Origin of the sequence: Streptomyces sp. HUAS ZL42 (assembly GCF_040782645.1) — a bacterium.
Classification (GTDB): domain Bacteria; phylum Actinomycetota; class Actinomycetes; order Streptomycetales; family Streptomycetaceae; genus Streptomyces.
The window spans coordinates 4,705,866-4,719,839 of sequence record NZ_CP160403.1; the positions used below are offsets into that span (position 1 = coordinate 4,705,866).

Annotated in this window: 12 protein-coding genes; 4 read left to right on the forward strand and 8 right to left on the reverse strand. The window is 70.9% G+C overall.

What is annotated here, in order from left to right; genetic code table 11:
- Window positions 1-18 precede the first annotated feature (18 nt).
- Complete coding sequence (locus tag ABZO29_RS21605; protein WP_367321838.1) at window positions 19-3,171, forward strand: BTAD domain-containing putative transcriptional regulator; 3,153 nt, start codon at window positions 19-21, stop codon at window positions 3,169-3,171.
- On the opposite strand, the gene ABZO29_RS21610 is transcribed toward ABZO29_RS21605, so the two are convergent.
- Together ABZO29_RS21610 and ABZO29_RS21615 are read right to left on the reverse strand one after the other, a co-directional pair.
- The gene (locus ABZO29_RS21610; RefSeq protein WP_367321839.1) at window positions 3,149-3,943 is read right to left on the reverse strand and encodes an ABC transporter permease; all 795 of its coding nucleotides are present in this window, start codon (window positions 3,941-3,943) and stop codon (window positions 3,149-3,151) included. The genes ABZO29_RS21605 and ABZO29_RS21610 overlap by 23 nt on opposite strands.
- Window positions 3,940-4,947: an ATP-binding cassette domain-containing protein gene (locus tag ABZO29_RS21615; RefSeq protein WP_367321840.1), complete on the reverse strand. Its 1,008-nt coding sequence runs from the start codon at window positions 4,945-4,947 to the stop codon at window positions 3,940-3,942. The genes ABZO29_RS21610 and ABZO29_RS21615 overlap by 4 nt, the downstream gene beginning before the upstream one ends.
- Before the next feature lie 169 nt (window positions 4,948-5,116).
- Here ABZO29_RS21615 and ABZO29_RS21620 point away from each other — a divergent pair, with 169 nt between their 5' ends.
- Entirely contained in the window at window positions 5,117-5,995 is an 879-nt protein-coding gene (locus ABZO29_RS21620; RefSeq protein WP_367321841.1) for a helix-turn-helix domain-containing protein, read from the forward strand.
- Between the two features lie 344 nt (window positions 5,996-6,339).
- Here the strand turns inward: ABZO29_RS21620 and ABZO29_RS21625 are convergent, their stop codons facing one another.
- A complete protein-coding gene (locus tag ABZO29_RS21625) occupies window positions 6,340-6,471 on the reverse strand; it encodes a hypothetical protein (RefSeq protein WP_367321842.1) in 132 nt (43 codons plus the stop codon).
- A 57-nt stretch (window positions 6,472-6,528) separates the two neighbouring features.
- Window positions 6,529-7,227: a DUF4232 domain-containing protein gene (locus ABZO29_RS21630; protein WP_367321843.1), complete on the reverse strand. Its 699-nt coding sequence runs from the start codon at window positions 7,225-7,227 to the stop codon at window positions 6,529-6,531.
- 187 nt (window positions 7,228-7,414) lie between these two features.
- Between ABZO29_RS21630 and ABZO29_RS21635 the strand changes: the two genes are divergently transcribed.
- Complete coding sequence (locus tag ABZO29_RS21635; RefSeq protein ID WP_367321844.1) at window positions 7,415-8,776, forward strand: helix-turn-helix domain-containing protein; 1,362 nt, start codon at window positions 7,415-7,417, stop codon at window positions 8,774-8,776.
- Window positions 8,777-8,812: 36 nt separating this feature from the next.
- Here the strand turns inward: ABZO29_RS21635 and ABZO29_RS21640 are convergent, their stop codons facing one another.
- Window positions 8,813-10,177, reverse strand: a complete 1,365-nt coding sequence (locus tag ABZO29_RS21640) for an aspartate aminotransferase family protein (protein WP_367321845.1) — start codon at window positions 10,175-10,177, stop codon at window positions 8,813-8,815.
- Between the two features lie 113 nt (window positions 10,178-10,290).
- On the opposite strand from ABZO29_RS21640, the gene ABZO29_RS21645 reads away from it, so the two are divergent.
- Window positions 10,291-10,782, forward strand: coding sequence for a MarR family winged helix-turn-helix transcriptional regulator (locus ABZO29_RS21645; protein ID WP_367321846.1), 492 nt, complete (start codon window positions 10,291-10,293; stop codon window positions 10,780-10,782).
- A 177-nt stretch (window positions 10,783-10,959) separates the two neighbouring features.
- Here the strand turns inward: ABZO29_RS21645 and ABZO29_RS21650 are convergent, their stop codons facing one another.
- From ABZO29_RS21650 to ABZO29_RS21660, 3 genes are read right to left on the reverse strand one after another with little or no spacing between them, the layout of a single operon-like run.
- On the reverse strand, window positions 10,960-11,646 hold the full coding sequence (locus tag ABZO29_RS21650) for a GntR family transcriptional regulator (protein ID WP_367321847.1): 687 nt from the start codon (window positions 11,644-11,646) through the stop codon (window positions 10,960-10,962).
- A 30-nt stretch (window positions 11,647-11,676) separates the two neighbouring features.
- Entirely contained in the window at window positions 11,677-12,411 is a 735-nt protein-coding gene (locus ABZO29_RS21655) for an aspartate/glutamate racemase family protein (protein ID WP_367321848.1), read from the reverse strand.
- A complete protein-coding gene (locus ABZO29_RS21660) occupies window positions 12,408-13,667 on the reverse strand; it encodes a dicarboxylate/amino acid:cation symporter (RefSeq protein ID WP_367321849.1) in 1,260 nt (419 codons plus the stop codon). Before ABZO29_RS21660 ends, ABZO29_RS21655 begins: the two co-directional genes overlap by 4 nt.
- Between the last annotated feature and the right edge of the window lie 307 nt (window positions 13,668-13,974).

The window sequence follows — 13,974 nt, forward strand, 5'->3', positions numbered from 1 at the left end:
GCTGGTTAATCTGCAGGCGTGACAACCGAGTTGGCCCTGCTGTCCCGAGTCGCCTGTCGCGGGCGAGAGATCACCGCGCCCCGGCTGCGCGGGCTGTTGGCGTTGCTCGCGGTGGATCCGCGCGCCGGCTGCAGCACGGGTCGGCTGGTGGAGGGTCTGTGGCCGGACAAGCTGCCGGAGCGGCCGGGCAAGGCGGTGCAGATCCTGGTGTCGCGGCTCAGGGCGCACATCGGTGCCGACCTGATCGTGAGCACACCGACGGGGTACCGGCTGGCGCTGGACGAGGCGCAGGTCGACAGTTCCGCCCTGCTGCTGCACGAGGCGGCGAGCGCCGAGCGCGCGAGGGCGGGCGATCACGCGGGCTCGCTGGAGCAGGCCGAGGCGGGCTTGGCTCTGTGGGACGGAAGCGTGGGGGCCGCGGCGGGAGAGGATCTGCACGATCCGGTGCTGGCGCTGCGGGCCGATCGGGTCCGGGCGCGCCGTTCGCTGGTCCGTTCGCGGGCGCTCGCACTCGCCCGGGTGGGGCGGAAGGAGGAGGCGACGGCCCCGCTGGCCGAGCTGGCCCGGGAACTGCCTCGGGACGAGGAGCTGCTGGCGGAGCTGCTGCGCTGCGAGGCCGCCACGACGGGCCAGGCCGCGGCGCTGGCCCGGTACGACGGCTATCGGCGCAGGCTGCGCGAGGAGCTGGGGACCGATCCCGGGCCCGGACTGCGGTCCCTGTACCAGGAGTTGCTGAACGCGGATGTGGCGCCGGTCCGCCACGGCGTGACGCACGAGCCGAACCCTCTGCTGGGGCGGGACGACGACATCGCCGCAGTGGCCGGGCTGCTGCGCGAGGCCCGGGTGGTCACCGTCGTCGGTCCCGGCGGGCTGGGCAAGACCCGCCTGTCCCACGCGGTGAGCCGGGCGGCCGCGCAGCCCGTGGTGCACTTCGTCACCCTGGCCGGTGTCACCGACGAAGACGACGTGGCCGGTGAAGTGGCGTCGGCGGTCGGCGCCGGGGAGGGCCGGCAGTTCACCGGCGGCACGGACAAGGACGCCGTGAGCCGCATCGTCGGCGCGCTGGGTCCGGGCCCCGCCCTGCTGGTACTGGACAACTGCGAGCACCTGATCGCCGGCGCGGCCGATCTCGTACAGGCGCTGGTGTCGCGGTCCAAGGAGCTGCGGGTACTGGCCACCAGCCGGGCCCCGCTGGGGCTGACCTCGGAGTCGGTGTACGCCCTGCCGGAGCTGTCCCTGGCGACGTCGGTCGAACTCTTCGAGCAGCGGGCGCGGGCGGCCAGGCCCGGCGTGGACCTGCCCGCCGACGGGGTGGCCGAGATCTGCCGCCACCTGGACGGCCTGCCGCTCGCCGTGGAGCTTGCCGCGGCCCGGGTGCGGGTGCTCTCCGTGGCCGACATCTCACGGCGGCTGCGGGACCGGTTCGCACTGCTGCGCGGCGGCGCTCGTGACGCACCCCAGCGGCATCGCACGCTGCAGGCGGTGGTCGAGTGGAGCTGGAATCTGCTGGAGCCCGACGGCCGGGCGGCGCTGCGCGCGCTGTCGGTGTTCCCCGGGGGTTTCACCGAGGACGCGGCGGAGTGCGTACTCGGCGAAACGGTGGACGCGCTGGGCCTGCTGGAGCAGCTGGCGGGCCAGTCCCTGATCAAGGTGGGCGACAGCCCTTCCGGGGTGCGCTTCCACATGCTGGAGACGCTGCGGGAGTTCAGTGCCGCCCGGCGCGCCGAAGCGGGCGAGGAGGAGGCCGTCACCGACCGGTTCCTCTCCTGGGCCGGGGACTTCGGCCGTGCGCACCACGACGTGCTGTTCAGCGGCGACCCGCGGCGCCCGTGGATCCGCATCCGCGCCGAGCAGGACAACCTTGTCTTGGCCCTGCGGTACGCGCTGGTCCGCGCCGACGGGCCCACCACCGCGGCTCTCACCGCCGCGCTGGGCTCGTTGTGGGCCACGGACTCCGACTACGCCCGGCTCGCCGGCCTCGCCGACGAGACCGGTGGGCCGCTGTCCCATTTCCGTCCCGGCCCCGAGAACCCCGAGGACGTGGAGGTGGCGCGCAGCGCGGCGACGGTGTGCACGGCCAGCCTCTTCATGGGCCGCGGCCCGTACGCGGCCCGCCATCTCGTCACACTGCGCCGACTGCCGCCCGCCCCGCCGGACACTCTGGGGCGGGCGCTGGCCATCGTGCTGTGTGCCGTCCCGGAGATGCACCCGCCGCGCTACACGCGGCTGCAGGAACTCTGCGACGCCGACGCGCCCATGCTGGCGGGCATGGCGGCGGGCGTCGCCAGTTACGTGTGGGAAGCCGAGCACGAGACGGAGCGCGCGCTGGCGTGCGCCCGCCTGATGCTCGACGCGCTGGGGCCGCTCGGGAATCCGGCCATGCTGCTGCTCAGTCACGGTCGGATCAGCGAGTTGTGCCTGAAGTCCGCGCACGGCGCGGAGGCGTACGACCATCTGCGGGCCGCGCTGAGCGCGCTCGACGAGGTCGGCGGCTGGACGGACTCGATCGGCGTCCGCTGGGGGCTGGTGCTCGCGTGTCTGCAGCGCGGCGAGGTCGACGAGGCGGAGTACTGGCTGGGACTCGCGGCCCTGGAGCAGCAGCCAGGGTCCGCCGAGATCTTCGGCACCGATCTGCCCGCCCGCGCGGAGATCGCGCTGGCCCGCGGGCTGACCGAGGTCGGGCTCGGGCTGTGGCGCCAGGCGGTGGAGCGGATACGGGAGGGCAGCCTGCTGCACGCCGACGATCCGTTCGTGGATCCGTGGTCACTGGAGATTCAGTCGGCCGCGCTGGCGGCGCACGCGCAGTGCGGCCGGCTCGAGCCGGTGGCCGGGCTGGCCGAGCAGCTGCGGGAACGGCTGCTCGGGATGCTGTCCGGCTCCTCGGGCGACGGCTCTCCGGCGGAACTGCCGGTGTACGGCACGGTGTTGCTGGCGCTCGGATTCGCCGGGCTGGCCGGGGGCGACACGGCGGCCGTACGGCTGGTGGCGCTGGCGGAGCGGATGCCGGCGGTGCGGGAGTTCCCCACTCTGTCCTTGACCCGGTCCCGGCAGGCGGCCGAGAACGCCGACAGGGCGGCGTACGCCGACGCGAGGTCGAGGTACGCCGCCCTGGGGCGGGAGGAGCTGCGGGCGGCGGCCCTGCGCGAACTCACTGCCGCGGTTCGCGGTTGAACTGTGCCTTGGACCACAGGTAGCCCAGCAGGGAAAGCCCCAGGCACCAGGCGACGGCCAGGACCGCGCTCGTGGTGCCGATCCCGCTGCCCAGCAGCAGTCCGCGCAGGGTCTCGATGGCGGGTGTGAACGGCTGGTACTCGGCGAACCAGCGGAACCAGCCCGGCATCGCGTCCACCGGCACGAACGCGCTGGACAGGAACGGCAGCATCACCAGCGGCGTCCCGATGTTGCTGGCCCCCTCGGGGTTGGGGCTGATCAGACCGATGCCGACCGCGAGCCAGGTCAGCGCGAGGCTGACCCCCGCCAGCAGAGCGGCCGCCGCGATCCACTCCACCGGCGTCGCGTCGGGCCGGAAGCCGATGGCCAGCCCGATGCCCAGGACCACCACCAGAGCCAGCAACGTCTGGATCACGCTGCCGATCACATGGCCGATCAGCACGGAGGCGCGGGAGATCGCCATGGTGCGGAACCGGGCCATGATGCCCTCGGTCATGTCGCTGCACACGGACACCGCGGTGCCGAGCGAGGTCATGGCCACGGTCAGGAGAAGAATGCCGGGGACGAGGTAGGCGACGTAGTCGGCACGGTCCGCGTGACCGCCGGTGATGCCGGCGCTCATCACGCCGCCGAAGACGTAGACGAACAGCAGCAGCAGGATGACCGGGGTGAGCAGGAGGTTCAGGGTGAGGGAGGGGTAGCGGCGGGCGTGCAGGAGGTTGCGCCGCAGCATGGTGAGGTTGTCGCGGACGGCGTGGGTGGCGGCGCTCATCGGACGGTCTCCTTGTCGGTGGAGTCGGTGGAGTCGGTGGAGTCGGTGGAGTCGGTGGACTGGGCGGAGGCGGGGCTGCCGGTCAGGGCGAAGAACACGTCGTCCAGGTCCGGGGTGTGCACGGACAGTTCGTCGGATTCGATGCCGGCGGCGTCGAGCCAGTCGAGGATGGCGCGCAGCTCGCGCTGGGTTCCGTCGCTGGGGATCTGCAGGGTGAGCGCCTGGTCGTCGCGGGTGGTTTCGCGCAGTGCGGTGGCTGCCTGTTCGTAGGCGACCGGGTCGGAGAAGCGCAGCCGCACATGGCCGCCGGGGACGAGCCGCTTGAGCTCCTCGGCGCTGCCCTGCGCGACGAGCTTGCCGCCGTTGAGCACGGCGATACGGTCGGCGAGCTGGTCGGCCTCCTCCAGGTACTGGGTGGTGAGGAAGACGGTCGTACCGCCGGAGACCAGCTCACGGATGATCTGCCACATGGTGTGGCGGGAGCGCGGGTCGAGGCCGGTGGTCGGCTCGTCGAGGAAGATGATCCGCGGGTTGCCGACCAGGGTCATGGCGATGTCGAGGCGGCGCTTCATTCCGCCGGAGTAGGTGGAGGCGGGCTTCTTCGCGGCCTCCACCAGGTCGAAGCGTTCCAGCAGTTCGGCGGTGGCCTGTCGGCCCTCGCCACGGGAGAGGTGGTGCAGGTCGGCCATCAGGAGCATGTTCTCCTCGCCGGTGATCAGTCCGTCCACGGCGGAGAACTGGCCGGTGACCCCGATGGCCGCCCTTACCGCCTGGGCCTCGGCGGTGAGGTCGTGTCCGGCGATCCGCGCCTGTCCGCCGTCGGCGGAGATCAGGGTGGACAGGATGTTGACCGCCGTGGTCTTGCCCGCGCCGTTCGGCCCGAGGAGGGAGAAGATCGTGCCGGCGGGCACATGGAAGTCGATGCCGTCGAGGACGGTCTTGTCGCCGTAGGACTTGCGCAGCCCGGTGGCTGCGATCGCGAGTTCGTGGTTCGTTGTGGTCATGCCGCAGAGCTTGCGGCCGGGGCGGTTCAGAAGGGCTTCAAACCGGTTTCAGCCTCTCCGCGAGGGCTTCAGAGCACTGAAACTCGCCTTCACCTCGCTGCCGGTGAGTTGGGTGCGGCGACATGGATACTGTGAAGCAGGGCGGTCCCCCGGGGGTGAGGAGAGCCTCTTGGCGGTTCATCGTGCACATGGCGTCCCGGCGGGTGCGGGTGCGGTCGAGGTCGCGCGGCTCGGTGGTCTGTGGCGGGTCACGCGGCCCTGGCATCCGGGACTGCGGCCGTTCCTGCGCAGCTATGTCGGCTATGGGGAAGCGGTGACCTCGCCGTATGAGGCGCGGTTGGTGCCGACTGGCCGTGCGACCCTGGTGATCAGCCTCGCGGAGCCGTTCACCCAGGTTCGGCGGCTGGGTGTACCGGGCGGGGACAGCGGGACCATCGGGTCGCTGGTCGTGGGACTGGAGGACCGGCCCGCGATCTGCGTGCATCCCGGTGGCCAGGAGGCGATCCGGGTCGAGTTCACGCCACTGGGCGCCTACCGGCTGTTCGGCATGCCCATGAGCGAGTTGACGAACCTGGCCATCGAGGTCCGGGACGTGCTGGGGCCCGCGGCCGGGACGCTGGTGGAGAGGCTGGCGTCCACCGGGGACTGGGCGGCGAGGTTCGACCTGCTGGACGCGGCGTTGCTCGCCCGGCTCGGACGCGGCCCGGAGCCCGCGCCCGAGGTCGGTCACGCCTGGCGACTGCTCTCCGCCAGTGCGGGGGCGGTTCCGATCTCTCGTATCGCTGCCGAAGTGGGGTGGAGCCAGGGGTACTTGATCCGGCGGTTCACCCAGCAGATCGGGCTGACGCCGAAGGCGTCCGCCCGGGTGCTGCGCTTCCGCCACGCCGTGGCGATGCTCAACCGCGGAACCGCGAGTCTCACCGAGATCTCGACGGCCTGCGGCTTCTACGACCAGGCGCACCTCAACCGCGAGTTTCGGGCCATCGCCGGTACCACACCCGGCCAGATGGTGGCCTCTCGCCGGGTGGAAGGGGCACTGGCTCTCTGAGCGAGTGCAAATTCGTCCAAGACCGGGTCGCCCGCCGGCCGCTAGCGTCCCCGCGTGCACCACCGATGGCCGGTCGGGCGGTGCGGGGGACCGTCCGACCGGTTCGGCCTTGTGCGGTCAGTCCGAGGCGCCGGACATCGCGGAGCCGTAGGCTGCCGTCCGGCGGGGTCGCGACGGTGGGTGCCGGTGAACTTCCCGGTGCAGGTGGCGTCCTCGCGGGTGGCAGCGATCGGCGGTGCGCCGCTTCGATTCTCGTCACCCGTTCCATGGCCAAGGCCCGGGTCGCAGACCCGGGCCTTTTGCTGTCCATCGTGATCAGTTGCACGTTCCCGCAGTCGGCGTGTTCAGACCCTGGGGCGGCGTCGGCGGACTCCCGCCTCCTCCGGCAGGTGGCCTGTGCCGCCCAGGACGATCACCTGGAAGGCCGCGCCGACGTAGGCGGTCACGAAGCGGGAGATGCTGCGGGTGCTGCGCATGATGGTCACCTGCCTGCTCTGGTCCGTGGGCTTGTTCTTCGAGTACGCGCTCAGGTGTCACCAGTTGACGGCGTCATCCATCGACTGCTGCCAGTACGTGACCTTGAGCGAATCGTCGACGTAGACGCCCTTCGCGGGCAGCGCCGGGCGAGCGGCCGCACCGACGCTCTCGTTGCCGGAGCGGCCGTGGAAGTAGACGGTCAGGGAGTTCACGGTGTGGCCGTTCGAGCCGCTGCCGTCGGTGGCGGACAGGTTCACCGAGGCGTAACCGGACTCGCCGGGCGCGAGCGTGACGACCGCCTGCGGCTGCGACTCCTCGATGACCGGAGGCACGGCCTGGGCCTCGCCGAAGCGGACGTCCGGGTAGTAGTAGAGGAAGCAGCTCTTGCTACCGGTGTTGGTCACCGTGAGCAGCATGTGGTTCACGGGGCGGTTCAACGGGGCCGCGACCGTCTTGGTGTTGGAACCCTCGCAGGTGACCGGCTTGCTGGACGAGGCCGGCGCCTTCGATGCAGGGGTGTCCGCGGCGGGCCTTGTGGTGCCGGTGGCGGGACTGGCCTGCGGGGAGGAGGAGTTGGAGCCGGAGCCGGAAGGCGAATCGCCGGAAGTGGGGTTCGCGGTCGGCGTGGTGGCCGCCGAGGCACCCTCGTCGTGGACGCCTGCGCCGTCGTTGCAGGCGGTCAGGGAGAGCGCGGCGAGAACGACGGTCGCGGCGGCGGTGACGAGACGAGTGCGGGAGGTGCGGAGGTTGGACATGTGGCTGTGCCCCTTCGGTGTTCGGGTGGGGGTGGTGATTGGATGACCGAAGCTTGTGCGGCGATCTGTCCCAACCGCCACGTACGGCGGGCAGTTGGGGACGCTGGAACGCCGAAACGCCCTCTGACCAGGGAGAAGGCAGTCGCCCTGGAACGCGGGAATGGGACACGAGGGGATGGGGGAACGGGTGGCAGGGGCAACAGGGGCCGGCGGAACGGAAGCGTTCGCGCAGTTGCTGCGGGAGCTCAAGGACCGCTCGGGACTGAGCTACGGGGCGCTTGCCAAGCGGATGCACATGAGCACGTCGACGCTGCACCGCTACTGCAACGGCACAGCGGTGCCCGTGGAGTACGCACCGGTGGAGCGCCTCGCAAGGGTCTGCCGGGCAACGCCGCAGGAGCTGGTGGAGTTGCACCGGGGCTGGATCCTGGCGGACGCGGCACGAGGGAGCAGGGCGGATCAGGTCGCGGCAACGGGTTCGGCCCAGGGGGCCGGTTCGGCTGGTGCGACTGATGCAGCTGATGCAGCTGATGCGATTGCCGTTGAGGCAGTTGAGGCAGTTGAGGCGATGCCATCGCACGGACCTGGCGAGGGCGGGGGCGAGGACGACGAGCCGCTCGTCGTCGACTTGCCCCGCGAACTCGCGCCGCCACGTCGTCGCCGTATCGCGCTGATCGCCTCCGTCGCGGTGGCCGCCGTACTGGGAGCCGTCGTGCTCACCGTGCGTCCGTTCGGCGGCGGGAACGACACGGGCGACCAGCTGGTGGCCGGTGCCACCGCCACGGCGGACGCCGGGAAGCCGTCCGCCTCCCCGTCCCCGGGCGTGAAGGGACACACGCCGTCCGCATCGGTCTCCGCAGCCGCCACCGAGTCCGAGGGGTCCGGGTCCGGCACTTCGAAGGACGGCGGCAAGCAGGGCGGGGCCCAGCGCACCGACGGCAGCGCCACCGACGCCGTCCCGCTCACTGTCGGCACCCGTCCCTACGTCTACGACAGCCCGTGCAGCCAGCACTTCCTCGTCAACAGCGAACCCGAGCAGGTCGGCCCGCCGGCGCAAGAGCAGGACGCCCCGCGCTGGGCAGCCGCGTACGGGGCGGTGTCCTCGGACCTGCAGGAGGTCGCCCTCACCGTCCAGGGCACCGGCGAGGACACCGTCGTCCTGGAGGCGTTGCACGTACGCGTCCTCACCAAGGGCGCGCCGCTCGCCTGGAACGACTATGCGATGGGCGTCGGCTGCGGCGGTGGCGTCGAGACCAAGGCGTTCGACATCGACCTCGACAACGGCAGTCCCACGGTCACCGTCAAGGGGGGCCAGCGCGACTTCCCGTACAAGGTCAGCGAGTCCGACCCGGAGGTCTTCTACGTCACCGCCCACACCAAGGCCCACGACGTTCGCTGGGACCTCACCCTGGACTGGTCCAGCGGCAGCCGACGCGGGACCATCCACATCGACAACGACGGCACCCCGTTCCGCACCAGCGCCGACGTGGGCCGGCCGGGCTACGACTACCCGCTGGGCGGCAGCGAGTGGATCGAGCGCGAGAGCTGACGGGATCCGGGGTGAGCGGCTGGTGCCCAGTCGTGGTCAGCCGGCCTGGGCGAGCTGGTCCACCCTTGCGTGCAGGTGCTCGACGTGGTGTTCGGACTCCGGCTTCATCAGCACGCTCCGGAGGATCCGGGCGCCGTCGGCGTCTGCGGTGATCTTGGGGTGGCGTACGGCGAACGCCTCGCGGCTCGCCTTGAGCGTGCTCAGGAACACCGGGTCGGGGCCGGTCATGCCGTCGGTGAGAACGCGGGCGGAGGCTGAGTCGATGCCGGTCAGGGCCGCCGGTTCGACGGTGGGGAAGTAGCTGACGATGTCCAACTCGGGCTTCTGGTAGAGCTCCAGGGTGTCGGACGCGTCGATCAGGTCCGCCCACGTCAGTGCCGCCCGCCGGCCGGCTGCCAGGACCTGGCCGAGGCCGTCGCGAGTGGGCGGGAGGAGCCGGAAGGTGAGCCACAGGGCGGCGGCGGACGCGCCGGCGCGTGAGCACTCCAGGCTGATCTCGCCGAGGTGGAGTTCGGCAGAGGTGAAGTAGGTGTACGGCGAGTCGTGGAGGTAGAAGCGGCCCACCTCGGGGTCGCGGAAGAGGACCGCCCCGCAGCCGTAGGGCTGCAGACCGTGCTTGTGCGGGTCGACCACGACCGAGTCGCACCGCGCGACGGCCCGCCAGGGCTCGGGTGGGAGCCCCTCGGGGCCGTCGGCGCCGGCAAGCAGGGTGAAGAAGCCGCCGTAGGCGGCGTCGACGTGGATGCGGACGCCGTGGCGCTCGGCCATGGGCAGGATCTCGTGCACGGGGTCGACGGCACCCAGTCCGGTGGTGCCCGTGGTGACGACGACGGTGCCGACCTCGCCGGTGCGCAGTACGGCCTCCAGCGCGTCGAGGTCGATGCGGCCCCGGCTGTCGGTGCGTACGGGGTGGCCCTTCATACCGAGGACGTGGCACATGCGGCCGTGCGTGTAGTGGGCGTCCTCGCTGTAGGCGACGCCCCGGCCGGGGTGGAGTTCACGGGCCACGAAGAGGGCTTCGAGGTTGGCGATCGTGCCGCTGGTGGTGAGGTGCCCGAGGTGGGTCTCGTAGCCGAACATCGCGGCGAGGCCGGCGACGGCCTCGCGTTCCATCGCCGCGGTGGCGGGGCCGCCGTCCAGGGCATGGTTGTTGGGGTTGATCAGCATGGTGGTGAGGTAGCCGGCCACCGCGGCGGGGTGCGGGGGCTTGAGCATCTGACCCGCGTAACGCGGATGGAAGAAGGGGTAGTTGTCCCGCAGCCGTCCGGTGAACTCCTCGAAGGCTGCGGCGAAGCGGTCGTCGTCCACCTGGAGGGACGGGTGGGGCCGGTAGGGGCCGAAGGTGTCGGCCCAGTCCTGTATCGCGTCGGTGGCTCGGCCGAGCCAGTGCTGCAGATCCACGGGTCCTCCCTCGCGTCGGTGAGGCACCCACCATAGGATATTGTTGACTGATCAGCAATTGACTACTCAGCGATTGAGTCAGCAATAGGTGAGACCGCAGTAAACTCACGACGATGAACGCCACGCCGCAGCAGAGCACCGAAGCCGCCGCCCGCGCCGCCGGCAGTGCGCTCGTCCGGGACTTCGGCCTGCTGATCAAGTCCGCCACCCGCCTCGAACAGCGGATCGACGCCGCACTGCGACGGGAGTGCGGGATCAGCCACACCATGCTGGAAGTGCTGATCCGGCTCTGCAGGCAGCCCGGCGAGGAGATCTCGCAGCGGCAACTGGCCGACGACCTCACGCTCACCAGCAGCGGCACGACCCGCCTGCTCGACCGCATGGAAGAGGCTCGCCTGGTCCGCCGCGTACCGTCTCCCGAAGACCGGCGCGTGGCCCTGGTGGAGCCCACCGAAGAGGGCCGTACGACATTCCTGGGCGCCGCGGCCGTGCACGCCCGGGTGGTGGAGGAGTACTTCGTCAAGCCGCTGGCGGCCGACGACTACACCCGACTCACCAGCGCCCTGAGCGAGATCGACAAGGCGCTTCGCGAAGGCGCCGAGTAGGGATCCGGCGGGCCGCTCCGCCGTGCCCGAACCAACGGCCGGCGCAGGGACGCCCCCGGCTCGGGCACAGATCGGCAGCCGAGCCGGGGGCGCCGTCGATGGGGAGTCCTGCTCCCGGGTGCTAGTCGGCTTGTGGGGCCAGGTCGGCTGCGACTTGATCCGCCGGACAGGCCCTATCTATCCGGTCGCCGCTTCGGAGAACTGGTTGGTGTCGAAGAGCTCGTTGATGTGTCCGCCGAGCTCGGACCAGTGGTGTCCGGAGAGTTCGGCGGCGGCGCGGGCGTCGCCGCCGGCGCAGACGTCGATGAGTTCGTCGTGGTGTTCGATGGTGTTGCGGCCCCCGAGCAGGGTGGAGAACTTGCGGTAGAGGATGCGGTGGATCTGCGGGTGGAGCTGCTCGACGATCCTGCTGAGCACGGGGTTGTCCGCGGCCGCGATGGGAACGGCGTGGAAGCGGTCGTCGGCGGCGAGTGCGGCGGTGGTGTCGTTGGCGGCGACGGCCCGTTCGAAGTCCCGGTTGGCCTCGCGCATGCGCCACAGGTCCTGCTCGGTCATGACCGGAACGGCCGTCTCGATGGCGAGTTGGTCGAGGGAGCGCAGAACGGCGAGGGTCTTTGCGACGTCGCGGCGGTTGAGGGTGGTGATGCGGGTGTAGACGCCGGGCTTGGCTTCGACCAGGCCGATGTCGGCGAGCCGGGCGAGAGCCTCGCGCACCGGGGTGCGGCTGAGGCCGAGGCGCTCGGCGAGCTCACCGTCCTTGACCTTCTCGCCGGGGACGAGTTCGCCGCGCACGATGGAGTCGCGCAGACGGTCGAAGACCTCGTCACTGAGGAGTCGGCGAGAGACAGGGCGGTCGAGTGACATATTGCGTACAGTACATCGCCCATTCGCGTCCTATCCGGCGGTGTTCCCGGTTGTGGCCCGGCGGACCAGGGCCTGCGCCAGGACGAGCGCCGGGTCGACGAGGGGGACGTCCACGGCGTCGGCGGGCAGACCGAGGGGGATTTCGGTGCAGCCTGCGATGACCGCCTGTGCGCCTTGCCGGGTCAGGCGCCGGGCGGCGCGGGTCAGCAGCGCGGTCGTCGTGTCGTCGTGAGTGCCTGCCTTCACCGCGTGGATGGCGGTCATGACCTCGTTGTCCTGGCCGGTGGCGTCGGGGAGCACGAGGCGGATGCCGTAGCGGTCCAGCCACTCCTGGTACAGGCCGGCGCGGACGGTGCCGGTGGTGGCGAGCAGTCCTGCGGTGCTGATGGGAGGGCTCAGCGTGGTGAGATACCGGGCGACCTCGCCGATCATGTGGACGATGGGCAGGCCGACGTGGTCCGCGATACGCGGGACGAAGGCGTGCGCGGTGTTGCACGGAATGGCGATGACGGTGGCGCCGGCCTCGCGCAGGACGCGGCTGCCGTCGAGCAGCCAGGGGGTGGGGTCGGGGCCGTCGCCCAGCAGGGCCTCGGTGCGGTCGGGGATGGTGGGGTCGGACCAGATGACCGTCCGGAGGTGGTCCTGGTCGCCGGCGACGGGGGTCGTCGAGACGAGCTTGGCGTAGAAGTCGGCGGTGGCGGCGGGGCCCATGCCGCCGAGGATGCCGATGATCTCGCGGGTGGCCGTGCGGGTGCGGGGGGTCACTGCGCGGGTTCCTTCTGGAGGGGCGCGGGCTCGGCGGCCGGGATGTGGGGGGTTTCGCGGCTGCCGCGTTTGGCTTCGCGCCGGTTCTCGGAGCTGTCGATGACGGCGGCGGCGAGCGAGTTGCCGATGACGTTCACACCGGTGCGGGCCATGTCGACGATGAAGTCCACGCCGAGGAGCAGGGCGATGCCTTCGGCGGGCAGGCCGATGGAGTTGCCGGCGGCGATGAGGACGACGATCGAGGCGGAGGCGACGCCGGCCATGCCCTTGGAGAGGATCACCAGCACGCCGACCATGAGGAGCAGGGCGGGCAGGGACGTGTCGGCGCCGTAGGCGTTGGCGAGGAAGACCAGGGCGGCCGCCTGGTAGAGGACGGAGCCGTCGGTGTTGAAGGAGTAGCCGAGGGGGACGACGAACGAGGTCGTCGACCTGCTGAGGCCGAACCCTTCGAGCTTGCCCATCAGCGGGGCCAGCACCGACTCGGAGCTGCGGGTGACGAAGGCGATCCCGGCGAGCCCCGCGATGGACCTGAGCAGGTCGACGTAGCGGATGCGGTAGATCGCGGCGATGAGCGGGAAGAGCACCCCGACGACGATGGCCAGGCCCGCGTAGACCACCGCGATGAAGCCCATCAGGCTGCGCAGGTTGCCGAAGCCGTAGTGGGCGACGTCGTAGGAGACGAAGCCGAGCACGCCCAGCGGCGCGATGCGGATGACGTAGCCGACGACCTTGAACATCACGGCCGCAACCGACTCCAGTACGGAGGCGAAGGGCTCGGACTTCTCCCCGATCGCGGCCATGGCGACGCCCACGAGGAGGGCGAAGGCGATCGCGCCGAGCAGGTTGCCCTCGCCGAACGCGGCGAAGATGTTCTTCGGTACGGCGTGCAGGAGCAGTTCGTGGAAGTCGATGCCCTGGCTCAGGCCGTCCAGGTCCTTGGCGTCGGCCCCGTGGACGGGGGCGCCCTCGCCGATACCGGTGAACTTGGCCAGGGCGACCGCGATCAGCAGGATGACGGTGGTGACGATCTCGAAGTAGAGGATGGCCTTGCCGGCGATCCGGCCGACCTTCTTGACCGACTCCATGCGGGCGATGCCCAGCACGATGAGCGGGAAGACCAGGGGCAGGACGACGACCTGCACCAGGTTCAGGAACACCTCTCCGAGGATCTTCATCTGCTCGCCCGCGGACGGGGCGAGGGATCCGATCAGGGCTCCGAGACCGACGGCGATGATCGACTGGATTCCGATCGGCATCCGAAGACATCGCCGCAGGAACCCTGAGGGCCGGGTCGGTGGGGTGTCTGCGCTGGTGGGGCGGGGGTGAGCGGTGTCCATGAGACCTCCTGCCATATGCAATATATTGCGTTCTGCATGTTGGGCGGTAACACTGCTGCCGGAGGCGGTGGCCTGTCAAGGGCCCGCAAGGAAGAGGAGCATCGGATGACACAGGCCACACGCATCGAGCACGACCTGGTCGGAGACAAGGGGGTCCGCTCCGACGCCTACTACGGCGTGCACACCGTGCGGGCCGTGGAGAACTTCACGATCACCGGGTCGACGA